Raw genomic sequence first — 24,841 nt, forward strand, 5'->3', positions numbered from 1 at the left:
CGATGAAGCAGCAGGGGGCGAGGGTGCGCACATCGGTGCGTGCCCTGGGGCTGGCCATTGCATTGACATTGCCGGGCGTGTTGATGGCGGCCGAACCGGCTGCCACGACCGCGGCGCCCGACGTTGCCAGCGCGCCGGGCATGAGCATGGTCACCTTCAACCTGCATCATGACCGCGAGGACTGGCCGAGCCGGCGCCGCACCATTCTGGCCGAACTCAAGCGCCTGCAGCCGGATGCGGTTGCCCTGCAGGAGGTGATCCAGCGCCGCAACGTGCGCAACCAGGCGCAATGGCTGGCCAGCCAACTCGGCTACAGGTACGTGTTCGTGTCCACCGATCCGGTTGGGGCGCCCAAGCGCTACGGCAATGCGCTGCTGACGCGGCGGCCGATCCTCGCCCAGGGGGATCATCTGCTGCAGCCGTTGGACGACTACCGCACGGTTGCTCACCTGCGCATCGACGTCGATGGCACGCCGGTGAACGTCTATGCCACGCACCTCAACGAGCGCAGTGACGAGAGCGGGCAGCGCATCCGCCGCAGCCAGGTCGAGGACCTGCTGCGCTTCATCACTGCAACGTCGGCCGGTGCTCCGGTGGTGATCGCCGGCGACTTCAATGCGCTGGTGGATGCTGGTGACCTGAGCGAGCTGCGCAGCCACTACGGCGACAGCTACGGCAGCGTGCACGTCAACACTGACCTGGCCGGGGTCAGTACATTGAACCGGCACTACTACCAGGCACCCTCGCGGATCGACCACATCTTCTTCCAGCAGGACGAGATGGTCGCGCGTGAGGCCAAGCTCCTGTTCGACCAGCCCGATGACAGCGGTCGCTGGGCCTCGGACCACTACGGCGTGTGGACCCGTCTGCAGTTCGCACCGAAACCCTGACGGAGCACGCTTCGGTAGGTGCCAACCTTGGTTGGCACGGACGTGTCCGCGTCCGCTCCAACAACGGCGCCGACCAAGGTCGGCCTCTTCCAGAGCGCTGCACGCGCCCGAGGCACAAACAAAAACGGCGGGGATCATTGATCCCCGCCGTTTCGTTTTCATGCGATCAAAGAGCGATCAGTTCGCCGGCGGCGTGCGCTTGGCAGTCTCTTCGTCTTCTTCGTCGGCCTTGGCTTCTGCAGCCTGGGCTGCAGCGTCGGCATGGCCATCGGCGACCGGGTCGATCAACGGCGTCACCACCGCTTCGGCGACCGGGGCAGCGGCTTCGATCGGCGCGGCTTCCACCGCCACCGGAGCGACCGGCTGTTCGGCGGCTACGACGGGTTCGACGACCGGCTTGGCTTCAACCACCGGCGCAGCCTCAACGGCCTCCGGATTGGCTTCAACCATCGGAGTGGCTTCAACCACCGGAGTGGCTTCAACGATCTCCGGCTTGGCTTCAACCACCGGCGCAGCTTCGACCGCCGCCGGCTTCGCTTCGATCACCGGAGCGGCTTCAGCCACCGGGGCTGCTTCAACCGCGACCGGCTGTGCTTCGGTCACCGGCGCAATGACTTCGATCACCGGCGCGGCAGCGGCTACCGGCTGGGCCGGGGTCGCGGCGTCGATGGCATCGAGCATGCTGGTCTGCACCGGCGAGGACACCGCTTCGGTCTTCGCAGCAGCTTCGACCGGGGCCTGCACTTCAGCCACGACCGGGGCGGCGGCTTCGACCACGGCGCTGCTCACCACGGCAACCGGTGCGGCGGCAACGGCGGCGGCAGCACGGACCGGCTTCGAGGCGTCGGCAACGACCGGCTCGACTTCGTCATCGAAGTCGAACTCCGGCTGCGAACGGGCCGGCTGCGCAACAGCGACCGGCGCAGTGCCGGCAGTACTGTCGACGTTCGGCTCGGCGCCGTCGGCGTCATCACTGTCATCACCCTCGTCCTGGTCATCACCCAGAGCGTCGCTGCCGGCGGCGTTCTCGGTGCCACCGCGACGACGACGACGGCCACCACGACGGCCACGGCGACGGCGGGTCGCGCCTTCGCCTGCCTGCTCGCCATTGGCGTCGGTTGCGGCCTCTTCACCGGCAACCGCAACCACCTCGGCCTCGTTGGCACCGGTCTCGATCGCTACTGCGGCGTCCACCGGAGCGGCGGCCACCGGGGCGACCGGTGCAGTGGCTTCCTGTGCGGTCACCCCATTGGCGGCGGCGGCCGTGGCGGCCACGGCTGCTGCCGCGGTCACGGCGTCGACCGGTGCATCGGCGGCACCGCGCTGCGGCTTCTCGGCCGGCTTGTCACCGTCCTGCTGCTGCGGACGCGGCTGCTTGGGCTGCTTCAGCTTCGGCTGCTGCTGGTTCTGGTTCTGGCCCTGCTGCTCGTTGCGCGGCTTGTTCTGCTGCTGCGGCTGCTGCTGGCCATCCTTCTGCTGCGGCTCCTTCTGCTTGCCCTGCTGCGGCTGCGGCTGGGCATTGCCGTTGTTGCCGTTGCGGCCATCCTTGCGCTGCTCACCGCGGTCCTTGCGGTTGCCGCCGTCCTTCTGCTGCTGCGCGTTGCCGTTGCCACGATTGTCGTCGCGACGGTCCTTGCGGTCCTTGTTGCGATCCTTGTTGCGTTCCTTGCGGCCACCGTCCTGCGACTGACGCGCCGCCGGAGCGGCCGGCGCCGGCGCCGGGGCCGGCTCGCCACCAAACACGCGCTTGAGCCAGCCGATCACGCCGCCGCTGGGGGCCGGGGCCGTCGGTGCGACCGCGACCGGGGCCGGGGCTGCCTTGGCCGGCTCCACTTCCTCGCGCACCGGGGCGGGGGAGGTGTGCTTGACCTGGGTCACCGCCGGCGGCGGGATGTTCAGCTGGCCCTTGGTCAGCGCGTGCACCGGCAACTTGCGCGGGGTGCCGCGCTGGTAGCTGGGCTTGTTGCTCTCTTCACCCAGCTCGTTCTCGCGCAGGCGGGTGACGGTGTAGTGCGGGGTGTGCAACTGCTCGTCGGCGACGATCACGATCGGCGCCTCGTGGCGCTGCTCGATCTCGCGCAGGGCGCTGCGCTTTTCGTTCAACAGGTAGTTGGCGATCTCCACCGGGGCCTGGACCAGCACCTGCCCGGTGTTTTCCTTCATCGCATGTTCTTCGGCGACGCGGATGATCGACAGCGACAGCGACTCGACGCTGCGCATGCGGCCGTGGCCGTCGCAACGCGGGCAGACGATCTGGCTGGACTCGCCCAGGCTCGGGCGCAGGCGCTGGCGGCTCATTTCCAGCAGGCCGAAGCGCGAGATGCGGCCGACCTGAACGCGCGCGCGGTCGTACTTCAGCGCGTTGGCGAGGCGGTTCTCGACTTCGCGCTGGTGCTTGTTGGAGGCCATGTCGATGAAGTCGATCACCACCAGGCCGCCCAGGTCACGCAGGCGCAGCTGGCGGGCCACTTCTTCGGCCGCTTCCAGGTTGGTCTGGAACGCGGTGTCCTCGATGTCGCTGCCCTTGGTGGCGCGCGAGGAGTTCACGTCGACGGCGGTCAACGCTTCGGTCTGGTCGACCACGATCGAGCCGCCCGACGGCAGGCGCACGTTGCGCTCGTAGGCGCCTTCGATCTGCGATTCGATCTGGAAGCGGTTGAACAGCGGGATGTCGTCCTTGTAATGCTTGAGCTTGCGCAGGGTCTGCGGCATCACCTGCTGCATGAACTCGCGGGCGTGCTCGTACATCTCCTCGGTGTCCACCAGGATCTCGCCGATGTCGGCGCGCAGGTAGTCACGCAGGGCGCGCACGATCAGGCGCGATTCCTGGTAGATCAGGAACGGGGCCGGCTTGCTCAGCGCGGCTTCGGCGATGGCACGCCAGACGTTGAGCAGGTAGTCCAGATCCCACTGCAGCTCTTCCGCATCGCGGCCGACGCCGGCGGTACGGATGATCACGCCCATGTCGTCGGGGATGTTCAGCTTGTCCAGGGCGTCCTTCAGGGCGGCACGGTCTTCGCCTTCGATGCGACGGGACACGCCGCCGGCGCTGGGCGAGTTCGGCATCAGCACCATGTAGCGGCCGGCCAGCGAGATGAACGTGGTCAGGGCAGCGCCCTTGTTGCCACGCTCTTCCTTGTCGACCTGGACGACGATCTCCTGGCCTTCCTTCAGCAGTTCGCGGATGCCGGCCTTGTTGTGGTCGACACCGGCCTGGAAGTAGTCGCGGGAGATTTCCTTCAGCGGCAGGAAGCCATGGCGGCCACCACCGTACTCGACGAAGGCCGCTTCCAGCGAGGGCTCGATGCGGAAGATCCGGCCCTTGTAGATGTTGGACTTCTTCTGTTCCTTCGACGGCTGTTCGATGTCGATGTCATACAACGACTGGCCATCCACGATGGCAACACGCAGCTCTTCAGCCTGCGTGGCGTTGATCAGCATTCGCTTCATTGTTGCGTTCCTCGCAAGCGGCTACCGCGCGGAACGCCATGGGGTTTCGCCTCTGGACACGGTTCGCCGCCCATTCGCGCAAGCGCGGGGAGGGCGGCTTGGGTTTCCAGCGCTACGACACCACGGCAGGCCGCGGGAGCGCTTCACTCTTATGGGTTTTGGGGTGTTACAGGCCGCAGGCAGCTGTCAGCCAGGCTGGAGCGCCACGCGGGACATGTTCAGCACGGTTGCGTGTCAGGCATCCGGCGATGGCCGGGAAGGCCGGTGAGCCGCTAACATGGCCGCCCCGCGGGCGGTGGTCGCGCACTGTGCCGGATTCGTCGGAAGCTGGGCTTCTGGCCCTGAGTAACTTCCAACGAAATCAATCCCTTATCTCGCCCCCCGAGTGTAACAGAATAAACAGCCTGATGACCGCCCAAGACCCGACCAAACCCGCTGGCGACAAGCCTTCCGTGCGCATGATCACCGTTCCCGCCGACCGCGCCGGCCAGCGCCTGGACAACTTCCTGCTCGGCCAGCTGAAGGGCGCCCCGCGCAGCCTGGTCTACAAGCTGGTACGCAGCGGCCAGGTGCGGGTGAACGGCGGCCGTGCCAAGGCCGAACGCAAGCTGGAGGCGGGCGATGAGGTGCGCGTGCCGCCGGTTCGTCTCAGTGAAGAAGGAGACAAGGCCGGCCCGCCGGAGGCGTTCATGCGCCGCTTGGAGCAGGCCATCGTCTTCGAGGACGCCCGCCTGCTGGCCCTGAACAAGCCCACTGGCGTGGCCAGCCACGGCGGCAGCGGCATCAGCTTCGGCGCTATCGAGACCCTGCGCGCGTTGCGCCCGGGCCAGACCCTCGAGCTGGTCCATCGGTTGGATCGCGACACCTCGGGCCTGCTGATCGTGGCCAAGAAGCGCTCGGCACTGAGCGAACTGCAGGCGCTGCTGCGTGAAGACCATGGCGCCGGCATCCGCAAGCGCTACCTGACCCTGCTGGCCGGGCGCATGCCCGACGGCGTGATGACGGTCGACGCGCCGCTGCACGTGGGCCTGCGCCAGGGCGGCGAGCGCCATGTGCAGGTGAACGCGATCGGCAAGGAATCGATCAGCCACTTCCGGGTGCTGGAGCGCCGCGGCGGCCATTCGTACTGTGAGGTGCGCATCGAGACCGGCCGTACCCACCAGATCCGCGTGCATGCCCAGCATCTGGGGCATCCAGTGGCCGGTGACGACAAATACGGCGATCCGGCGGTCAACAAGCGGCTTCGTGAGCAGATCGGGTTGAAGCGCCTGTTCCTGCACGCGGCGTCGCTGGAGTTCGCGCTGGATGACGGCAAGAGCCCATACGTGCTGAACGCGCCGCTGGCGGATGAGCTGGTTGAGGCGCTGGACCGGCTGAAGTAGCCTCTGCGAGGGGCTGACCGGCCAACGGGCGGAGCCCCCTCGCGGCTGGCCTCCAAAGCGGGATTCCGGTTTTGGTCGGTCCGGATGGGTTGGCGGGGGACGCCGTGAACCCATCCTTGGGGGCTTGGCCGCGGCATCCATGCCGCGGACACCCCCGCCAACCCATCCGGGCCGCCCTTCGACAGATCGCGTGTGCGTCAGCCACGGAACATCAAAAGAAGAGCAGACCCGGGCCGCGTGGCGGCCCGGGTAGAGTCGAGCCACGCTCGACTCGCGCGCGCAGCGCGGGCTTCGCTTTCTTGTTCTTTCATCGCGCGGCTGGCACGCACGGAAAAATGACGGGGCACGGGAGGGGTCGGCTTGCAGGGGTGTCCGCCGCATGGGCCCGAGGCATGCCTCGGGCGGGTTGGGCAGGACGCCCACCCCCGGTCTTGCCGTGTGCGCAGGACAGCGCACACGAGCAAGCGGCGGACACCCCTGCAAGCCGACCCCTCCCGTGACCTCTCGATACTGCAGGACGTACCAGCCACGAGGGGGCTCAGCCCGTTGGCTGCAAACCCCTCACCACTTGAACAACACCAGGCTGATCGCCAGGGTGCCCATGCCGGCCACCAGGCCATACACGGTTTCGTGGCCCTTGGCATAACGCTTGGCCGCCGGGAGCAGCTCATCCAGCGCAAGGAACACCATCACGCCAGCGATCAGTCCGAACACCCAGCCGAACGTGGCGTGCGACAGCGATCCTGACAACAACCAGTAGCCCAGCGCCGCGCCCACCGGTTCGGCCAGGCCGGACAGCAGGCTGGCACTGAACGCATAGAACTTGTTCTGGGTGGCGAAGTACACCGGCACCGCGATCGCGATGCCCTCGGGAATGTTGTGGATGGCGATGGCGAAGGCCAGTGGCATGCCCACCGATGGGCTTTCCAGCGTGGCAAAGAAGGTTGCCAGCCCTTCCGGGAAATTGTGCGCGGTGATCGCGACCGACGTCAGCAGTGCGACCCGCTTCAGGTACTCGCGGCTGTTCTCGCGGAACGCGGGGTCCTGCTTGTCCAGGCTGTCGTGCGGGTTGGGAATGAAGTGGTCGATCAGCACGATCACGATCACGCCCAGCAGGAAGGCCAGGGTGCCGTAGGTGAAACCGGTACGCTCGCCATAGGCCAGCGCGAACGAAGCAATGGACTTGTTGAGGATCTCCGACAGCGACACATAGACCATCGCGCCGCCGGCGAAGGCCAGGCCGAACGCCAGCAGGCGCGGGTTGGGGCGCCGTGAGAACAGCACCAGCAGGCTGCCGATGGCGGTGGCGAGGCCAGCCGCAAGAGTGACCGCCAGTGCGATCCAGATGTTTTCGGGAGGAATCTGCAGCATGTACCGACGCGGTCCTGGTCAATAGACAACCGCCCCGGGCAAGGCCGGGGCGGCGAGGGCGAGGCGGGCGTCGGCTGGCCTCGTCGGGGCGCGGGCGATCAGCCGCCGCGGCGCAGGCGTTCTTCGATGGCGAAGCACTGGTCCGGCTTCGGCTGCGGCGGGTTGAAGCTGACCGGTACCTGGATGGTGGCCGGCACTGCAGCACCGTTGCGGGTGGCGGCCTTGAACTGCCAGCCCTGCACGGCGGTCCTGGCCAGTTCGTCCAGTTGCGGGTTGCCGGCCCCGGTCAACAGCGCGACCTCGCTCGGCTTGCCGTCGGCGCCGATGGTCACCTTGAAGGTGCTGGTGCCGCCCACGCCCATGCAGGCCAGCTCAAGCGGGTACTGCGGCGGCGGCGTCTTCACCGCGGCCACTTCGGTCGGCGGCGGCGGTGGTGGTGCCGGTGGTTCGGACGGGCCACAGCCGGCCAGGCCGGTCGCAGCGATCAGGGACAGGCTCAGCAAACGTACGTTCATGGCAGTTGCTCCGTCAGGGCCGAAGTCTTTGCCGCGCAGATGAAGTCGTTCTCGCTCAGGCCGCCCACATCGTGGGTGGAGAAGCGCACGACCGCGCGGTCGTAGTGCACGCCCAGGTCCGGATGGTGGTCCTCGTGATGGGCGATCCAGGCCAGCGCGTTCACGAAGGCCATGGTGGCGTAGTAATCCTTGAAGCGGAAGGTGCGCGTCAGGGCCTGCCCGCCCTCGCTCAGCTCCCAGCCGGGAACCTGCGGCAGCAGTTCGGCCAGGCGGGCCTCGCCAAGCTTGTGGTCGCTGCCTTTGCGCGGCACGCAACGGGCCTGGGCCAGTGGAATCAGGTCGGCCATGGGAATCTCCACCTCGTGTTGACTGAACAATGCGCCGGACGGTGTATAAACCGAATGAGCGGCTGACGCTTACTTGGCTAGAATAGCCTGATGATCCAGATCTCCGACACTGCCCAGACCCATTTCCGCAAGCTGATCGAACGCGAGGGCGTGCCCGGCATGGGCGTGCGCCTGAGCGCGGTCGACCCCGGTACCCCGCGCGCCGATGCCCGGCTGGAATTCGCCGAACCGACCGACCTGCTCGGTGACGAGTGGGCGGTGGACTGCGATGGCTTCACCCTCTACGTCGATGCGAGCAGCGTCGGCTGGCTCGACGGCGCCGAGATCGACATCGTCGCCGGCACCGCCGGTACCCAGCAGCTGACCATCAAGGCACCGCGCATCAAGGGCGAGGCCCCCGGCGATGCCGCGTCGCTGGTCGAGCGCGTGCACTGGGTGGTGGAGAACGAAGTCAATCCGCAGCTGGCCTCGCACGGCGGCAAGGTGGCCGTGCAGGAAGTTTCGGCCGACGGCGTGGTGCTGCTGCGCTTCGGTGGTGGCTGCCAAGGCTGTGGCATGGCCGACGTGACGCTCAAGCAGGGTATCGAGAAGACTCTGATGGGCCGCGTGCCGGGCGTGACCGCCGTGCGCGACGCGACCGACCACGACAGCGGCCACGCGCCGTACATCCCGCGCGGCAACGTCGCCTGACCGCTGACGCGTGCCTCTGACCCGGGCCGAGCAACTCATCGAACTGCTGCTGGCCCGCCAGCAGCCACGCGCCGTCCTCGAGAAGTCTACGCGCCTGCCCTATGGCTGGGCGCTGTGGCTGCGCTCGCTGGGCCCGCTGCCGCGGCCGTTCCACGCCCGCGAAGTGATTGCGGTATTGCTGCCGCGCCCGCTGCCTGGGCCGCCGGGTCAATCGCCCCGGCTGTCACCGTGGCAGTCGCTGCGACGGCTGTTCTGGCAGGACTGGGACGCTGCGCCGCGCGATCAGCGCTGGATGCGCTGGACCTCGGCGTTTGCCAGCGCGCTGCTGCACCTGCTGTTTTTCACGCTGCTGCTGTGGGTTGCGGTGATCCGCACCACGGCACCGGAAGCAGAGGGCGCCGAAGGCGAGCGTGTGCAGGTGGAATTCGTCGGTCGCGCCAGCCAGGAAGGTGGTGGCGATCAGCCGGGTGTCGAAGCGGCTGCGGCTGCACCGGCGGGTCAGGTTGCCGCCGGCCAGCAGGCAGGGGCAGCGACGGCACCTGAGCCACGTCCTGCGGCCGCGTCGGCGCCTGCACCCGCGCCGGCTCCAGCACCGACAGCCAGCGTGCCGTCGCCGCCGGCCGAAGCCGAGCCGGCCCCGCTTGCGGCCCCGCCACCCTCGCCGGTGCAGGCCACCGAAGTAGCGCAGGCCAGTACGGATTTCGTGGTGCCACCGGTGAGCGTGCCGCGCACCGAGGTCAGCATCGTGCCGCGTGACACCACGCCCGCAGTGCGCGAGCGCAGCGTGCAGCCGGTGCAGGCGCCGCCAACCCCAACCGCACTGCGTGCGCCGGAAATCGCGGTGCGGACGCCGCAGCTGCGTGACATCCAGGTGCAGGAGCGCGAAGTCAGTACGGTCGATGCACCGGCGGTGTCGCAGCCGCTGCGCACGGCCGATGTGCAGGTGCGGGTACCGCAGCGCGACGTGCAGGTGCGCGAGCGTGAAGTGCAGGCGGTGGTCGATCCGCAGGTGCGGATGGCAACCGTTGCCGGTCGTGATCCGGCGGTGCGTGCGCCGGCGGGTCGTGACGTACAGGTGCGCGAGCGCGAAGTAGCCTCGGCACCGGCCGCAGCCCCTTCGTCTTCCAGTGGGAATGCACCCGCGGCAACACCCGCGCCGGCAGCCAATGGCAGCGCGACGCAGGCGAGCAGCAGCACTGCGCGGCCTGCTGCATCCAGCACGACCCCGGCTCAGGCAGGAGCGCGCCCGGCCCCCAATCCGGGCAACTGGGCCACCCCCGCCAAGGGTGATGACTGGGGTGCATCGAGCCGCAACCATGACGGCGCCGACAAGGGCGCCCGCCAGGCCAGCACTACCGGCAAGGGCAGTGGCCTGTTCAATGCCGATGGCAGCGTGCGTGTGCCGGGCCAGGAAGGCGAGGGTCGTGCCGAGCGCGGTGCGCCCGGGGGCGCCAACGATGGCTGGAGCAAGGAACGCATCGCGCAATCGGGCACCTGGTTGAAGCGACCGCCTTACGACTACACGCCCACTTCGTTCGACAAGTACTGGGTCCCGCAGGAATCGCTGCTGGCCGAGTGGGTGCGCAAGGGAGTCAAGGCAATGGAGATTCCATTGCCGGGTACCAGTACGAGGATCTCCTGCGTGATCTCGATCCTGCAGGCCGGTGGTGGCTGCGGCCTGACCAATCCGAACATGCAGGACCAGCCGGCCGTGGCGCGACCGCCGCCGGACATCCCGTTCAAGAAGGAACTGCAGGAAGACAACGGGAGCCGCTAGGCAAGGCGGGCGCGCCACACAGTGGCCGGCTCGCGCTTGGGTAGGTGCCAACCTTGGTTGGCACAGAAGCGCCGACCAAGGTCGGCCTCTACCAGGGCACTGACCTTACGCGCTCTGCGAGAGGAACACCCAGAACGGCACGTCGCGGCCGACCCAGTCGCGGCTGGCTTCGTCCATCACGTCCAGCAGGGTGTCAAAGTCCTTCTGCGTGGAGGCGCGCAACGTGTCCACGTCGGCCAGGAACAGCGCGTAACCGTTGGCCGGCAGCCACTGCAGGTCGCGCAGGTTGTCCGACAGCGCATCCCAGTTGCCACCGAAGCCGGTCGGGAAATCCAGTTGCGCGGCCAGCCGGGCGAGCAGGGTGCGCTTGTCGCCCACGCCTTCCAGATCGATGCGGATCACCTTCAGCCCGGCATCGCGCATCGCTGCGGCCAGTGCGCCGATGTCGTCGCTGTCGATGGCGTAGACGCCAGCATTGTTGATGTCGTGCAGGCCGAGGCCGAAATCATCGTGGCTCATCACTGCGCTCCCTGGGCCGGTACGGTGAAGCTGCGGAACGATTCGTAGTGGTCGTCGGTGTAGTACCACGCCTCCGGCGGATCGCCGCCGGTGACGATGCGGCGCGTGCCACGGGTGCGCGCGCCGGGAGTATCGACGGTGTATTCGCGGTAGTAGCCGCGCGGGCGCTGCGGCAGCTGCTGCTCGCGGTTGCCGAACGTGCTGCCGTCCTGGCGGTGGGGGAACGGGCCACCACGCTGGATCAGGGCGATGGTCTGCCGGGCTTCAGCGGGCAGGAACGCCGGAAGTCCGCTGTCCTTGCCGGGCGAGGCGGTGGCCGGCGCGCGCGCGGCAGGCGCACCCTGCAGGTCCGGCGCGAACTGCGGCGCCGGCGGGCGCTGCATGAAATGGTTGACGACCAGGCCGAGCAGCAGCAGGGCGATGGCGGTGATCAGCAGCCGGGGGTTGCGCATGGGCAAGGAGCGGGCGAGGGCGGTGCAGGCACTGTAGCGCCTGTGCGCTGCACGGTGCATGAGGATGGCATCGCGTCACTGCTGCGTAACAATTGCCGTCGTGCTCACTGGCAGGACGCAATTTCCTTTACATCCCCCTTGGTAATCTGGCGGTCTGTCCCCATCATTCACCGCGCAACGCCCGACACCGTCGGGTGCCCTCGCAATCAGGAGATGCATCATGGCCTATACCCTGCCCAAGCTGTCCTACGCCTACGACGCGCTGGAACCGCATATCGATGCGGCGACGATGGAAATCCATCACACCAAGCATCACCAGACCTACATCAACAACGTCAACGCGGCGCTGGAAGGCACCGAGTACGCTGACCTGCCGGTCGAGGAACTGGTGAAGAAGCTCAAGTCGCTGCCGGAGAACCTGCAGGGTCCGGTGCGCAACAACGGTGGCGGCCATGCCAACCACTCGCTGTTCTGGACCGTGATGGCTCCGAATGCTGGCGGCAACCCGGTGGGCGACGTGGCCAAGGCCATCGACAAGGACCTGGGCGGCTTCGACAAGTTCAAGGACGCCTTCACCAAGGCTGCGCTGACCCGTTTCGGCAGCGGTTGGGCCTGGCTGAGCGTGACCCCGGACAAGAAGGTCGTGGTCGAGAGCACCGGTAACCAGGACAGCCCGCTGATGGAAGGCAACACCCCCATCCTCGGCCTGGACGTGTGGGAACACGCGTACTACCTGAAGTACCAGAACCGCCGTCCGGAATATATCGGCGCGTTCTTCAACGTCATCGACTGGAACGAGGTCGAGCGCCGTTACCAGGAAGCGATCGCCTGATCGCGGTGATGGGATGAACGGAGAAGGCCGGGGAAAACCCGGCCTTTTCTGTTGCAGGAGTCATTCGGTAGTGGCGGTATCACCCTGCAGGCGCAGGGTGGCCATCACGCCCAGGCGCAGGCCGGGCAGGTCGCCGTCGGCCGGCAGCAGGATCGGCTGCTGGCGGATGCCGCCGAAGTGCTTGACCTGGAACAGCACATCCAGGCCATGACCGCTGCTGCCGCCACCACTGGCCGCAGGCGCCTCGACGCGACCGCCGGGATTGCGCCGGGCGGGCTGGAACCCCGGGGTGCTGCGCACGAGCTCGACGGTGGTTGCCGAGAAATCGCCGGCGATCAGGCTGGGCATGCCCTCGGCGGTGGCGCCGATCCAGGTCATCAGGTCGCTGGTCTGATGCTGGCGGGCGGTGGCCTCGTCCGGGTCCGGGCGCAGCCGTGCCACATAGATGTTGACCAGTGCCTCGCCCAGCTTCAGCCGCATCATGCCGGCGGCGCTGAAGATGCCGGGTGGGTGCAGCAGGGTCACGCCATCCTCGCTGACCGGCAGCCGGGTCAGCATCGCGTTGCCATGCCGCAACGGCTGGCTGGGCGGATCGGCGGTAACGAAGTCGCAGCTGTAGCGCAGCCGGGTGGCGAGCCAGCAGGCCGGGTTGCGGCCCTGCTGCTGCAGCACCTGCTGCACCGAGATCACGTCCGGTTGCAGGTCGGTCAGCAACTGTGCGACCTGTTCGCGGCGCAACTTCCATTGCGCATCATCGCGGCTGGGCAGTTCCAGCGCGGCCACGGTCAGCTGGCGGGGCTCGCTTTCGCTGGCCGTTGTGGCCGGTGCCTGCGGCCGCGCCTGCGCCTGCAACGCCATCAGCAGCACCAGGCAACTGAGCAGGAGACGGGCGGGGGCGAGGGGGCGCATAACGATAAGTTTACGCTTTTGTCGTGCAGGTGCCGTGACTTCCGGCATGGCATGCGGTGTCTGCCATGGATTGGCACCGTTGTCATGCAGCCCTGCAGCGTGCTTCGCAAGCCCTGCTTCCGGTAATCTTGCGCCTTTCGCTTTGCAGGATTGCCTTACAGGATGAGCCACGACGCAGTTGCCCCCATCGCCGGCCAGGGAAAGATGCCGCGCCAGATCCCGTACATCATCGGCAATGAGGCCTGCGAGCGGTTCAGTTTCTACGGGATGCGCAACATCCTGGTGCAGTTCCTGATCACCTCGCTGCTGCTGCAGGAAATCACTGCGGAAGGCCGTGCCGGTGAAGCCAAGGACATCATGCACAGCTTCATGATCGGCGTGTATTTCTTCCCGCTGCTCGGAGGCTGGCTGGCCGACAGGTTCTTCGGCAAGTACCACACCATTCTCTGGTTCAGCCTGGTCTACTGCGCCGGCCACTTGTGCCTGGCGTTGTTCGAGAACAGCCGCGAGGGCTTCTTCCTCGGCCTGGGCCTGATCGCGCTCGGTGCCGGCGGCATCAAGCCACTGGTGGCCTCGTTCATGGGTGATCAGTTCGACCAGAGCAACAAGCACCTGGCCAAGATCGTCTTCGACGCCTTCTACTGGATCATCAACTTCGGCTCGCTGTTCGCCTCGCTGCTGATCCCGCTGGTGCTGAAGAACTGGGGCCCGCAGTGGGCGTTCGGTATCCCGGGCATCCTGATGTTCATCGCCACCTTCGTGTTCTGGCTGGGCCGCAAGCGCTACGTGCTGGTGCCGCTGCCGCCGAAGGATCCGCATTCGTTCGCCAACGTGGTGCGTACCGCACTGACCACGCGCGTGACCGGCCAGGGCCGTCCGGGCCTGGTGATCGCCGTGCTCGGACTGGTGCTGGCAGCAGCCTCGTTCAGCCTGGTCGGCTCGCTGGGCATCGTCATCTGCCTGTGCCTGGCGCTGGTGTCGATCCTGGCGGGCATCGGCGGCGGCACCTGGCTGCAGCTGGAGCGTGCCCGTGGCCAGCATCCGGCCGAAGCCGTGGAAGGCGTGCGCTCGGTGCTGCGCGTGCTGGTGATCTTCGCGCTGACCACGCCGTTCTTCTCGCTGTTCGACCAGAAGGCCTCGACCTGGGTCCTGCAGGGCCAGCAGATGCAGATGCCGAGCTGGTTCACCGCCTCGCAGATGCAGGCGCTGAACCCGCTGCTGGTGATGATCCTGATCCCGTTCAACAACCTGGTGCTGTACCCGGCCCTGCGCCGCTTCGGCTTCGAGCCGACCGCGCTGCGCCGCATGACCGCCGGTATCGCCTTCAGCGGCCTGGCCTGGATTGTGGTCGGCGGCATCCAGGTGGTGATGGACGGGGGCAACGCCATGTCGATCTTCTGGCAGATGCTGCCGTACGCGCTGCTGACCTTCGGTGAGGTGCTGGTCTCGGCCACCGGCCTGGAGTTCGCCTACAGCCAGGCGCCGCAGGCCATGAAGGGTGTGGTCATGAGCTTCTGGAACCTGACCACCACCATCGGCAACCTGTGGGTGCTGCTGTCCAATGCCGCCGTGCGCAACGATGCCGTGACCCACAAGATCGCCAGTACCGGCCTGAGCGAGGCGGCATTCCTGATGTTCTTCTTCGCCGGTTTCGCCTTCGTCGCGGCGTTGGCCTTCGGTTGGTACGCAAAACGCTATCGTATGGTCGACAACTACCGTAGCGCCTGAGCCTGACATGACCCCCGTCAATCTGCTGTTGATCGCCATCACCGCCATCCTGTCGTGGATGGCGTTCAACAACCGCAAGCTGGCCGACCGCCTGATCCTGTGGCCGCCGGCCATCGACCGTCACCGCCAGTACGACCGGCTGGTGACCTATGGCTTCATCCATGCCGACTGGTCGCACCTGATCTTCAACATGATCACCCTGTTCTTCTTCGGGGGATTCATCGAGAGCGTGATGGTGCAGCTGACCGGCAGCTACCTGACCTACCCGGCGTTCTACATCGGTGCGCTGCTGGTCTCGATCCTGCCCAGCTACCTGAAGAACCAGAAGAACCCGAACTACCTCAGCCTGGGTGCGTCCGGGGCGGTGTCGGCGGTGCTGTTCGCCTTCATCCTGATCAAGCCGTGGTCGATCATCCTGGTGTTCTTCATCCCGGCGCCGGCCATCGTCTACGCCGCGTTCTACGTCGGCTACAGCATCTGGATGGACAAGCGCGGCGGTGACCGCATCAACCACAGCGCCCACCTGGCGGGCGCGGCGTTCGGCGTGATCTTCATGCTGGCCATGCAGCCGAGCATCTTCACCCACTTCCTGCGCGAGCTTTCCAACCCGACCTTCCGCCTCGGCGGCGGTTGATGGCGGGAGCGGGGCGGATCGGCAGCGATCCGCCCCGGCAGGCTCAGATCGCGGTCTGCTGGCCGTAGGTGTCCAGCAGGCGGGCGAACACTTCCTCGCCGATGCGCTGGAAATCCTGGTCTTCGGTCTGCCCTTCCACCGCCAGTTGCAGCAGGCCCTCCAGCAGGGCGCGGTCGGTATCGGAATGGGGATCGCTGGGGTGCATCGGTGCCTCCGCGGTGGTGCGCATGATCAACGGTCGCAAGGGCCGTGCCAGCCTGGCCGTACCCCTCCACAGGCGATAGCGGCCGCCGGCCCTCCAGCTTGAGGGTCGAAAACTGACGTGAACGGACTGGACTTGCCCCTGTTCAGGCTTCACGCGATCATGGCGCCCGGCTGCGCACCATCCACGCAGTCGCCGCAGGAGACAGTTCCATGGCTTCGGTCACGCCCCCCGGTCTGGCCTACGAGGTCGAACACGACCTGGCCAACCATCGCTTCACCGCCCGTGTGCGCGGACAGCTGGCGGTGCTGGATTACCAGATCAAACGCAGGCGCATGGTCATCACGCATACCGAGGTGCCCGAGCCGATCGCCGGCCGGGGCATTGCCGGTGAGCTGACCCGTGTGGCGCTGCGTTTTGCCCGTGAGCAGAAGTACAAGGTGGTGCCGGCGTGTTCCTACGCCGAGGCCTTCCTGCAGCGGCATGAGGAGTACCACGACCTGCTCGTTGGCTGAATGCCAGCGGGCCACGCTTCAGCCATGGCAGGCGATGATGTACAAACATGAACAGGGGATCCCGATGAAGATTGGAAACAACCGGCCATTGCACGGCAGCGTGCTGGCCGGCGTGGTGGGCGTGCTGTTGCTGGCCGGTTGCCAGCGTGAGAGCGAAAAGGCACCGGTGGCCGACGGGGCACCTGCCGCCGAGACCACCGCCGCAGGCGAAACGCGGGCCACGGAAGCGCCGCTGGACCTGCGCGACGTGATCGAGAACAACGAACGCGAAGTGGTGGGCATCAGCTACCCAGCCGGCATCGACCGCTACCCGGGCCTGGCACGCGCGCTGCAGGACTATGCCACCAGCGCTCGCAGCGACCTGCAGCAGGCACTGGACGGGCTGGGCAATGACAAGCCGACCATGCCCTACGAGCTGTCGCTGAGTTTCGAGAAGCTGCTGGAAACGTCACAGCTGGTGGTGGTCAGTGCCGATGGCAGCCGCTATACCGGTGGCGCCCACGGCGAGCCGCTGGTGGCGCGTTTCGTGTGGCTGCCGGCGCAGCAGCAGATGCTCAGCGCCGACAAGCTGGTGGCCGATGCCAAGGGCTGGAAGGCGATCAGTGATTTCGTTGCCGACCAGCTGCGCGAACGCGTGGCCACGCGGCTCAGCGGCGAGGACATGGACCCGGCCCAGCTGCAGGAATCGCTGCGCAACGCATCGCGCATGATCGCCGACGGTACCGGCCCGCAGGCCGACAATTTCAGCCAGTTCCAGCCGCTGACCGACGACAAGGGGCAGATCACGGCACTGCGCTTTGTTTTCCCGCCCTACCAGGTGGGTCCATACTCGGACGGCACCCAGACCGCCGATGTTCCGGCGGCGGTGCTGTTGCCGCACGTGGCCAAGGACTACGTGGAGCTGTTCGCACGCGGTTGACCGCAGTCGAGGAGGTGGCGTGGATACAGGGTTGCAGGAGCGGGTCGCCGGCCTGCTGCAGGAAGCCGGGGTCCGCATTGGCGGTACCCAGCCACAGGATATCCAGGTGCATGACCCGCGCTTCTTCGCGCGGGTCATGGGCCAAGGCTCGCTCGGCCTCGGCGAGAGCTACATGGAGGGTTGGTGGGATGCCAACGTCCTGGATGAATTCCTCGTCCACCTGATGCAGGCGCACCTGGACGAACGGGTGCACGGTTGGCGCGAAGTGGCCGATGCGCTGAAGGCGCGCCTGTTCAACCTGCAGGTGGGGCAGGGCAGCTACGAAGTCGGCCGCCGCCACTACGACCTCGGCAACGATCTCTACCAGGCCATGCTCGGCCAGCGCCTGGTCTACAGCTGTGGCTACTGGCGCAATGCCGACGATCTCGACACCGCGCAGGAAGCCAAGCTCGACCTGGTGTGCCGCAAGCTGGGGCTGCGCCCGGGTCAGCGTGTGCTGGACATCGGCTGTGGCTGGGGCGAAGCCCTGAAGTTCGCTGCCGAGCGCTACGGCGTCAGCGGCGTCGGCGTGACCATTTCGCAGGAACAGGCCGAGTTTGCCCGCGAGCTGTGCGCGGGGTTGCCGATTGAAATCCGCCTGCAGGACTACCGGGAACTGGACGAACCGTTCGATGCGATTTTCTCGATCGGCATGTTCGAGCACGTCGGCGACAAGAACTACGCCAGCTTCTTCGAAGTGGCCAAACGCTGCCTGTCGCCGCGTGGCCTGCTGCTGCTGCATACCATCGGCACCAACATCTCGCGGCATCGCACCGATCCGTGGATCGCGCGCTACATCTTCCCCAACTCGATGCTGCCGTCGGCAGTGCAGATCACCCGGGCGTTCGAAGGCCGTTTCGTGCTGGAGGACTGGCACAACTTCGGCACCGATTACGACCTGACCCTGCAAGCCTGGCGGCGCAACGTGGAAGCGGCATGGCCACGGCTGGATGCGCGTTATGACGAGCATTTCCGCCGCATGTGGCGGTTCTACCTGGCCGGATCGATGGCCACCTTCCGCTGCCGGCATGCGCAGTTGTGGCAGCTGGTGCTGTCGCCGGAAGGCGTGCCGGGCGGGTACGTGGCGCCACGCTGATCTGCAAGAGCATCCACGCCATGCGTGGATGACCCAACAAAAAACCGCCCGGTTTCCCGGGCGGTTTTCGTTTCAGGCTGCCGCAGCGGCGATCAGTTGCCGGCGCCGGTCAGGCCACGCTTTTCCAGCAGCGGTTCGATCTGCGGCTCGTGGCCGGCGAAATCGCGGAACAGCTGCATGGCATCCACGCTGCCACCCTTGGACAGCAGCGTGGCGCGGAAGTGGTCGCCGTTCTTGCGGCTCAGGCCGCCGTTGTCCTTGAACCACTTCTGGGTGTTGGCGTCGAGCACTTCGGACCAGATGTAGGCGTAGTAGCCGGCCGAGTAGCCACCCATGATGTGGCTGAAGTACGGGGTCTTGTAGCGCGGCGGAACCGGCGCGTAGTAGATGCCGTCCTTCTCCAGCGCGGCGCGCTCGAAGGCCATCACGTCCTTGGCGGCCGGCACCTGGTCGGCGCCGATCTGGTGCCAGCGCTGATCAAGCATGGCTGCACCCAGGTACTCGGTGGTGGCGAAGCCCTGGTTGAACTTGGCCGCCGCCAGCACCTTGTCCAGCAGCGCCTGCGGCATCGCCGAACCGTTCTGGTAGTGCTTGGCGTAGTTCTTCAGGATGACCGGGTTGTCGGCCCACATCTCGTTGACCTGCGAGGGGAACTCGACGAAGTCACGCGGCACCGAGGTGCCCGAGAAGTACGGGTACTTCACGTTGGAGAACATGCCGTGCAGGGCATGGCCGAACTCGTGGAAGGTGGTGTTCACCTCATCCCAGGTCAGCAGGGTCGGCTGGCCGGCCGGCGGCTTCGGGATGTTCAGGTGGTTGGCGACCACCGGCTTGAAGCCGGTCAGCTTGGACTGCGAAACGTAGGAATTCATCCACGCACCACCGCGCTTTGAGGCGCGTGCATACGGGTCGAAGATGAAGATCGCCAGCTGGCTGCCGTCGGCGTCGAACACGTCGTAGACGGTGACGTCATCGTGGTAGACCGGCAGGTCGGTGCGCTGCTTGAAGGTCAGGCCGAATTCCAGGTTGGCGGCATGGAACACGCCGTTCTCCAGCACGTTCTTCATTTCGAAGTACGGCTTCAGCTGCGACTCGTCGAAGTTGTACTTGGCCTGGCGCACCTTCTCGCTGTAGAAGGCCCAGTCCCACGGTTCCAGCTTGAACGTCGGCTTGCGCGCGGCCTTCTGTTCCTGGTCGATCATCGCCTGCAGGTCGGCGGCTTCGCGCTTGGCGTTGGCCACGGCGGCCGGGGCCAGCTTGCCCAGCATCGCGTTGACTGCTTCGGGGGTCTTGGCGGTCTGGTTGGTCAGGTTGTAGGCGGCGAAGTTCGGGAAGCCCATCAGCTTGGCCTTGTCGGCACGCAGCTGCATGATGCGCGAGACCAGCGCGGTGTTGTCGAACTCACCGCCACGGCTGCCACGGCTGACCGACGCTTCGTAGATCTTCTGGCGCAGGGCGCGGTTGGCCAAGTTGGTCAGCGGCGGCTGGCCGGTGGTGTTGAGCAGGGTGATCACGTACTTGCCGTCCTGGCCGCGGGCCTTGGCGGCTTCGGCAGCGGCGGCGATCTGCTCCTTGGACAGGCCGTCCAGCTCCTTGACGTCGTCGACGGTGATTGCCGAAGCGTTCACTTCCGACTGCACGTTCTGGCTGAACTTGGTGCCCAGGTTGGCCAGCTCGGCGTTCATTTCCTTCAGCTTGGCCTTGTCGGCGTCGGACAGCTTGGCGCCGGCGCGCACGTAGTTGTCGTAGTATTTCTCGACCAGGCGCACGCCTTCGGCGTCCAGGCCCAGCTGGCTGCGGGTGTCGTACAGTGCCTGGATGCGCGCGAACAGCTTGCCGTTCAGCGCGATCGCATCGCTGTGCGCGGCGAACTTGGCCGAGTAGTCGGCCTGCAGCTTCTTGCGGGTGTCGTTGGTGTCGGCGCCGACCAGGCTGAAGAACACGGTAGTCGCGCGGTCGAGGACATCACCGCTCTTTTCCAGGGCGATGATGGTGTTGTCAAAGGTCGGCTTGGCCTTGTTGTTGGCGATCGCTTCCACTTCCTTCAGCTGCTGCGCCATGCCGGCGTCGAAGGCCGGGGCGAAGTCGCTGTCCTTGATCTTGTCGAACTGCGGGAAATGCAGCGGCAGCGGGCTTTCGGCGAAGAACGGGTTGGCCTGCTGCGCGGCGGTGCTGGCAGCCGGGGTGGCGGCACCGGCCGAGTAGGCGGGCAGGGCAAGGCCGAGGGTCATGGCCACGGCAAGGGCAAGGCGAGTGGTCAAGGTAGTAGCTCCGGTAAGGCAAACAAGGGCCCGAGGGTAACCCGGTCCGGCGCGGCTGCACTTGTGTCAAAAGGCATGTTGCCGGGGCCGGGCGCGGGTACCATGCATCCACCGCCCACGGCCCGCTGCCATGACCACTGCCTACGATTTCAGCTTCCGCGACCTCGACGGCCAGCCGCAGGCCCTGGCCCGTTATCAGGGCCACCCGTTGCTGCTGGTGAACGTCGCCAGCCGCTGTGGCTTCACCCCGCAGTACACCGGGCTGGAACAGTTGTGGCAGGACTACCGTGAGCGTGGCCTGGTGGTGATCGGCTTCCCGTGCAACCAGTTCGGCGCGCAGGAGCCCGGCGACGCCGCGCAGATCCGCCAGTTCTGTTCGCTGGATTATCCGGTCAGCTTCCCGCTGTCGGAGAAGATCGAGGTCAACGGCGAGGGGGCTGATCCGTTGTGGGCCTGGCTGTCACGCGAGAAGCGCGGCCTCCTGGGCAGTGCCCGTATCAAGTGGAATTTCAGCAAGTTCCTGGTCGATCGCCAGGGGCGGGTGGTGTCGCGTCATGCGCCCACCACCAAGCCGGAGCAGCTGCGCGACGAGATCGAAGCGGTGTTGTAACACGCCCTTGTTCGCGCTGGAGGCGATGTACGGCGTCAGTGCCCCAGCGGCGCCGCCCCTGCCTCGCGGTTGCGCACATCTTCGGGCAGTGCATCGATCACCTGTTGCATGATCTGCGGCAGGCTGGCCTCGCTGTAGCCGCGGTGGGCATGGGCGATGGTGCCGTCGCGGCCGACGATGAACATGTGGGGTACTGCGACGATGCCGAATTGCTCGGCCAGCGCGCCGCTGGGATCATGCAGGTACTCCAGCTTCGGCCAGTCGCGCTGACGGATCAGACGGCTGACTTCCAGTCGGGGTTCGCCCCAGTTGACCGCGTAGACCTTCAACGCGTCCTCGCCGACCACCTGTTGCAGATGGGCCAGGATCGGAAGTTCCTTGCGGCAGGGGCCGCACCAGGAGGCCCAGAAGGTCACGATCACGACCTTGCCGCGCTGCTCGGCCAGATTGACCGGATTGCCCTTGCGGTCGTTGCCCAGTGCCTGCGGCGGCACGTCGCCACGGGCGGGCGGCGCAGCCCACGCCGGAGCCGCCGCCAGCAGAAGACCGGCAATCGCCCACGCCCGCATCCGGTGCGGGATCCATGTGTCCATCATCCGTGTATTCCCCAGGAGGGCCATCGGCCCGTGTGTGGCGGACCATGCCGGCAATGCGCAGGGCATGCAACAGGTCGGGTGCAGAGGCGGGGGCGGTGCCCCGCGCTTTACTTCTCGACGAACGCGCGCTCGAACACGTAGTGGCCCGGCTGGCCGATGCGCGGCGAGACCTGGAAGCCACGCGCGTCGAGCACGGTGCGCAGGTCGGCCAGCATCTGCGGGCTGCCGCAGATCATCGCGCGGTCGTTTTCCGGGCTCAGCTCCGGCAGCCCCAGGGTGCGCTGCATCTCGCCGCTCTCCATCAGCTGGGTCAGGCGGCCCTGGTTGGCGAACGGTTCACGGGTGACGGCCGGGTAGTACAGCAGCTTGTCGCCGATCATCTCGCCCAGGAACTCATGCTCACGCAGTTCCTTCTCGAAGTAATCGCGGTAGGCCAGGTCCTTTTCGTAGCGCACGCCGTGGCACAGGATCACCTTCTCGAAGCGCTCGTAGGTTTCCGGGTCCTTGATGACCGACAGCCACGGTGCCATGCCGGTGCCGGTGCCCAGCAGATACAGGTTCTTGCCCGGGTGCAGGTCGCTGATCAGCAGGGTGCCGGTGGGTTTCTTGCCAACCAGCACCTTGTCGCCCGGCTTGATGTGCTGCAGGCGCGAGGTCAGCGGTCCGTCCTGCACCTTGATGCTGAAGAACTCCAGATGCTCTTCCCAGTTGGCGCTGGCGATGGAATAGGCGCGCAGCAACGGCCGCGCCTCGGTTTCCAGGCCGATCATCACAAACTGGCCGTTCTCGAAGCGGAAGCCGCTGTCGCGGGTGGTGGTGAAGCTGAAGTAGGCGTCGGTCCAGTGACGGACCTCAAGCACCGTTTCGGCGCCGAAAGCGGAGGACATGGGCGTATCTATCGAAAGTCGTCGGGGGTGATTCTATCTCAAATGAGACGGGTTCTCATTAGGCGGAACGAGAGGCGTTCTCAGCGGTAACCCGCCGCCTGCAGCTCGAACAGCTCGGCGTACCGTCCTCCCTGGGCCATCAGCTGCTCATGGGTGCCGCTGGCCTCGATGCGGCCATCGGCCAGCACCAGGATGCGATCGGCCATGCGTACCGAGGAAAAACGGTGGGAAATCAATACTGCGGTGCGATTATCCGCCAGTTCCCTGAACCGCTGGAACACTTCAAACTCACTTCGGGCATCCAGCGCTGCGGTTGGCTCATCCAGGATCATCACCTGCGCATTGCGCATCCACGCGCGGGCAATGGCGATCTTCTGCCATTGGCCACCGGACAGGTCCACGCCCTGCTTGAAGCGGCGGCCGATCAGCTGGTCGTAGCCGCCGGGCAGGTCGTCGATCACGTCCTCGGCCATGCCGCGCCGCGCGGCGTCGGCGATGCGTGCCTGGTCGTCCATCGCCTCGACCTGGCCGACGCCGATATTCTCGCCGGCGCTGAGGTTGTAGCGCACGAAGTCCTGGAAGATCACCCCGAGGTTGGCGCGCAGGTCGTCCAGGTCGTAGTCGCGCAGGTCACGGCCATCGAGCAGGATGCGGCCCTCGTCCGGCTCGTACAGCCGCGCCAGCAGCTTCACCAGCGTGGTCTTGCCGGCGCCGTTCTCGCCGACCAGGGCCAGCACTTCGCCGGCCCGCAGCTGGAAATCCAGATGGCGCACCGCCCACTGCTCGGCATCGGGGTAGCGGAAGCCGACGTTCTCGAACACGAAACCCTGGCGGATCGGCTGCGGCACGCGCACGGCCCCTTCGCGCGAATGGATTTCCGGCTGGATCTGGAAGAACGAGAACAGGTCATCCAGGTACAGCGCCTGGCTGGCCACCTGCGAAAAGCCGATCAGCAGGCCTTCCAGCAGCTGGCGCAGGCGCAGGAAGCTGCCGGCAAGGAAGGTCAGGTCGCCGATCGAGAAATCGCCGCGCACCGTGCGCCAGGCGATGTAGGCGTAGGCGGTGTAATACCCCAGGGTGCCCAGTGCAGCCAGCAGCGTGCCCCAGAACGCGCGGCGGCGGGCCAGCGCCCGGTTGGCCTGGAACAGCGCCACCGACAGGCGCCGGTAGCGCTCCACCAGGAAGCGGTGCAGGTTGTAGATCTTCACTTCCTTGGCCGTTTCCACGCTGGCACCCAACTGGCGCAGGTAGTCGAGCTGGCGGCGCTCGGGCGTCCACTGGAAGTTGAGGCTGTAGCCGGCCGCGTTGAAGTGCGATTCGCCGATGAAGGCCGGCACCAGTGCCAGCGCCAGCAGCAGGATCAGCCACGGCGCGTAGACCAGCAGGCCAACGGCGAGGCTGGCCACGGTGATCGCGTCCTGCACCTGGCCGAACAGCTGGCTCATCAGGTTCATCCGGCCCATGGTCTGGCGCCGCGCACGGTCCAGCTTGTCCTGCAGGTCCGGGTCCTCGAAATCCTCCAGGTCCAGCGTTGCCGCGTGTTCCATCAGGCGGATGCTGGTGACGTTGGCGAACAGTTCGGAAAGCAGGGCGTCGGCGTAGCTGACCAACCGGCCGAGCAGGTCCGAGGCGATGGCCAGGCCGAACTCCAGCGCCAGCAGGCCCAGCAGTGGATTGAGCACGCCGCTGGACAGCGCCTCCCCCAGCGGCGGGAAACCGGCATCGTGCTGGCTCAGGTGCAGGGCACTGTCGATGATCAGCTTGCCGACGTACAGCATCGCCACCGGCAGCAGCGCGCGGATCAGGCGCAGCCCCAAGCTGGCCAGGGTGAGCACAGGACTGGTCTGCCAGACCATGCGCAGGAACGGCGGCAGGTTGCGCATCGCCTTGAAGCGCTGGCGCAGGCTGGGTTTCTTCGCGGCGGCAGCGCCAGCGGTGGGGGAAGCAGGCATGCCCGTATTGTGCGCGCCTGATACGTGCAGAGGGGGTCAGTGCAGCCGTGTGGCCGGCACCGGGGTCAGATCCCTTTGCAAAGCGAAGGGATCCAGCCCTCCCGCATCCACGCACGGCGTGGATCTGCCGTGTCGACCAAGGTCGACACCTACCAACAGCAGTAGAAGCCTGTCGAGGGCGGGGTGGGTCAGGTCGTAGGGGCGTGAGCCGCATGGATGCGGCGACCGAGCTTGCATGGACGTACTTGCAGCCTCCGCTGCGACCTGA

General features: G+C 66.6%; 23 protein-coding genes. 11 read left to right on the forward strand and 12 right to left on the reverse strand.

Annotated elements, in window-relative coordinates; all coding sequences use genetic code 11:
• Positions 1–2 precede the first annotated feature (2 nt).
• The gene (locus tag AC5P8D_RS01075) at positions 3–890 is read left to right on the forward strand and encodes an endonuclease/exonuclease/phosphatase family protein (RefSeq protein WP_019336628.1); all 888 of its coding nucleotides are present in this window, start codon (positions 3–5) and stop codon (positions 888–890) included.
• A 177-nt stretch (positions 891–1,067) separates the two neighbouring features.
• Here AC5P8D_RS01075 and rne read toward each other — a convergent pair whose 3' ends face one another.
• A complete protein-coding gene (rne, locus tag AC5P8D_RS01080; protein ID WP_495203000.1) occupies positions 1,068–4,340 on the reverse strand; it encodes a ribonuclease E in 3,273 nt (1,090 codons plus the stop codon).
• Between the two features lie 407 nt (positions 4,341–4,747).
• On the opposite strand from rne, the gene AC5P8D_RS01085 reads away from it, so the two are divergent.
• The gene (locus tag AC5P8D_RS01085; protein ID WP_029550681.1) at positions 4,748–5,722 is read left to right on the forward strand and encodes an RluA family pseudouridine synthase; all 975 of its coding nucleotides are present in this window, start codon (positions 4,748–4,750) and stop codon (positions 5,720–5,722) included.
• Positions 5,723–6,283: 561 nt separating this feature from the next.
• Here AC5P8D_RS01085 and zupT read toward each other — a convergent pair.
• The 3 genes from zupT to AC5P8D_RS01100 form a co-directional block, all read right to left on the reverse strand.
• Complete coding sequence (gene zupT / locus AC5P8D_RS01090) at positions 6,284–7,093, reverse strand: zinc transporter ZupT (RefSeq protein ID WP_010486740.1); 810 nt, start codon at positions 7,091–7,093, stop codon at positions 6,284–6,286.
• 98 nt (positions 7,094–7,191) lie between these two features.
• Positions 7,192–7,608, reverse strand: a complete 417-nt coding sequence (locus AC5P8D_RS01095; protein ID WP_010486743.1) for an energy transducer TonB — start codon at positions 7,606–7,608, stop codon at positions 7,192–7,194.
• Complete coding sequence (locus tag AC5P8D_RS01100) at positions 7,605–7,955, reverse strand: 4a-hydroxytetrahydrobiopterin dehydratase (protein WP_005417612.1); 351 nt, start codon at positions 7,953–7,955, stop codon at positions 7,605–7,607. Before AC5P8D_RS01100 ends, AC5P8D_RS01095 begins: the two co-directional genes overlap by 4 nt.
• A gap of 90 nt (positions 7,956–8,045) precedes the next feature.
• Here AC5P8D_RS01100 and AC5P8D_RS01105 point away from each other — a divergent pair, with 90 nt between their 5' ends.
• Both AC5P8D_RS01105 and AC5P8D_RS01110 read left to right on the forward strand, forming a co-directional pair.
• Positions 8,046–8,645: an NfuA family Fe-S biogenesis protein gene (locus AC5P8D_RS01105; RefSeq protein ID WP_010486746.1), complete on the forward strand. Its 600-nt coding sequence runs from the start codon at positions 8,046–8,048 to the stop codon at positions 8,643–8,645.
• Positions 8,646–8,655: 10 nt separating this feature from the next.
• Complete coding sequence (locus AC5P8D_RS01110) at positions 8,656–10,422, forward strand: hypothetical protein (RefSeq protein ID WP_495203001.1); 1,767 nt, start codon at positions 8,656–8,658, stop codon at positions 10,420–10,422.
• A 105-nt stretch (positions 10,423–10,527) separates the two neighbouring features.
• Here AC5P8D_RS01110 and AC5P8D_RS01115 read toward each other — a convergent pair whose 3' ends face one another.
• Positions 10,528–10,941, reverse strand: coding sequence for a barstar family protein (locus AC5P8D_RS01115; protein ID WP_010486750.1), 414 nt, complete (start codon positions 10,939–10,941; stop codon positions 10,528–10,530).
• Entirely contained in the window at positions 10,941–11,393 is a 453-nt protein-coding gene (locus AC5P8D_RS01120) for a guanyl-specific ribonuclease (protein WP_043401539.1), read from the reverse strand. Before AC5P8D_RS01120 ends, AC5P8D_RS01115 begins: the two co-directional genes overlap by 1 nt.
• Positions 11,394–11,613: 220 nt before the next feature.
• Between AC5P8D_RS01120 and AC5P8D_RS01125 the strand changes: the two genes are divergently transcribed.
• Complete coding sequence (locus tag AC5P8D_RS01125) at positions 11,614–12,225, forward strand: superoxide dismutase (RefSeq protein WP_005410310.1); 612 nt, start codon at positions 11,614–11,616, stop codon at positions 12,223–12,225.
• A 60-nt stretch (positions 12,226–12,285) separates the two neighbouring features.
• On the opposite strand, the gene AC5P8D_RS01130 is transcribed toward AC5P8D_RS01125, so the two are convergent.
• Entirely contained in the window at positions 12,286–13,134 is an 849-nt protein-coding gene (locus AC5P8D_RS01130) for an endonuclease/exonuclease/phosphatase family protein (protein ID WP_029380095.1), read from the reverse strand.
• Between the two features lie 162 nt (positions 13,135–13,296).
• On the opposite strand from AC5P8D_RS01130, the gene AC5P8D_RS01135 reads away from it, so the two are divergent.
• Together AC5P8D_RS01135 and AC5P8D_RS01140 are read left to right on the forward strand one after the other, a co-directional pair.
• Positions 13,297–14,862, forward strand: a complete 1,566-nt coding sequence (locus AC5P8D_RS01135) for a POT-type proton-dependent oligopeptide transporter (protein WP_049453086.1) — start codon at positions 13,297–13,299, stop codon at positions 14,860–14,862.
• A gap of 7 nt (positions 14,863–14,869) precedes the next feature.
• Positions 14,870–15,496, forward strand: a complete 627-nt coding sequence (locus AC5P8D_RS01140) for a rhomboid family intramembrane serine protease (RefSeq protein ID WP_010486760.1) — start codon at positions 14,870–14,872, stop codon at positions 15,494–15,496.
• Positions 15,497–15,539: 43 nt separating this feature from the next.
• Here the strand turns inward: AC5P8D_RS01140 and AC5P8D_RS01145 are convergent, their stop codons facing one another.
• Positions 15,540–15,725 carry a hypothetical protein gene (locus AC5P8D_RS01145; protein WP_049453088.1) on the reverse strand — a complete coding sequence of 62 codons (186 nt, stop codon included), beginning with the start codon at positions 15,723–15,725 and terminating at the stop codon, positions 15,540–15,542.
• Between the two features lie 185 nt (positions 15,726–15,910).
• Here AC5P8D_RS01145 and AC5P8D_RS01150 point away from each other — a divergent pair, with 185 nt between their 5' ends.
• The 3 genes from AC5P8D_RS01150 to cfa are packed head-to-tail and all read left to right on the forward strand — an operon-like array spanning position 15,911 to position 18,267.
• Positions 15,911–16,213 (forward strand): GNAT family N-acetyltransferase, encoded by a 303-nt coding sequence (locus AC5P8D_RS01150; protein ID WP_006455911.1) that lies wholly within the window; start codon positions 15,911–15,913, stop codon positions 16,211–16,213.
• A gap of 37 nt (positions 16,214–16,250) precedes the next feature.
• Positions 16,251–17,132 (forward strand): DUF3298 and DUF4163 domain-containing protein, encoded by an 882-nt coding sequence (locus AC5P8D_RS01155; protein ID WP_495203002.1) that lies wholly within the window; start codon positions 16,251–16,253, stop codon positions 17,130–17,132.
• A gap of 19 nt (positions 17,133–17,151) precedes the next feature.
• Positions 17,152–18,267 (forward strand): cyclopropane fatty acyl phospholipid synthase, encoded by a 1,116-nt coding sequence (gene cfa, locus AC5P8D_RS01160; RefSeq protein ID WP_049409326.1) that lies wholly within the window; start codon positions 17,152–17,154, stop codon positions 18,265–18,267.
• A 92-nt stretch (positions 18,268–18,359) separates the two neighbouring features.
• Here the strand turns inward: cfa and AC5P8D_RS01165 are convergent, their stop codons facing one another.
• Positions 18,360–20,528 (reverse strand): M3 family metallopeptidase, encoded by a 2,169-nt coding sequence (locus AC5P8D_RS01165; protein WP_495203003.1) that lies wholly within the window; start codon positions 20,526–20,528, stop codon positions 18,360–18,362.
• Positions 20,529–20,658: 130 nt separating this feature from the next.
• Here AC5P8D_RS01165 and AC5P8D_RS01170 point away from each other — a divergent pair, with 130 nt between their 5' ends.
• Positions 20,659–21,138, forward strand: coding sequence for a glutathione peroxidase (locus AC5P8D_RS01170; RefSeq protein WP_049434839.1), 480 nt, complete (start codon positions 20,659–20,661; stop codon positions 21,136–21,138).
• Positions 21,139–21,173: 35 nt separating this feature from the next.
• Here the strand turns inward: AC5P8D_RS01170 and AC5P8D_RS01175 are convergent, their stop codons facing one another.
• The 3 genes from AC5P8D_RS01175 to AC5P8D_RS01185 form a co-directional block, all read right to left on the reverse strand.
• The gene (locus AC5P8D_RS01175) at positions 21,174–21,731 is read right to left on the reverse strand and encodes a TlpA disulfide reductase family protein (RefSeq protein ID WP_236565076.1); all 558 of its coding nucleotides are present in this window, start codon (positions 21,729–21,731) and stop codon (positions 21,174–21,176) included.
• 110 nt (positions 21,732–21,841) lie between these two features.
• Complete coding sequence (locus tag AC5P8D_RS01180; protein WP_010486777.1) at positions 21,842–22,621, reverse strand: ferredoxin--NADP reductase; 780 nt, start codon at positions 22,619–22,621, stop codon at positions 21,842–21,844.
• Between the two features lie 80 nt (positions 22,622–22,701).
• Positions 22,702–24,573 carry an ABC transporter ATP-binding protein gene (locus AC5P8D_RS01185; RefSeq protein WP_495203004.1) on the reverse strand — a complete coding sequence of 624 codons (1,872 nt, stop codon included), beginning with the start codon at positions 24,571–24,573 and terminating at the stop codon, positions 22,702–22,704.
• Between the last annotated feature and the right edge of the window lie 268 nt (positions 24,574–24,841).

The sequence above is a fragment of the Stenotrophomonas sp. YJH_SMC_101-4 genome, assembly GCF_059370395.1.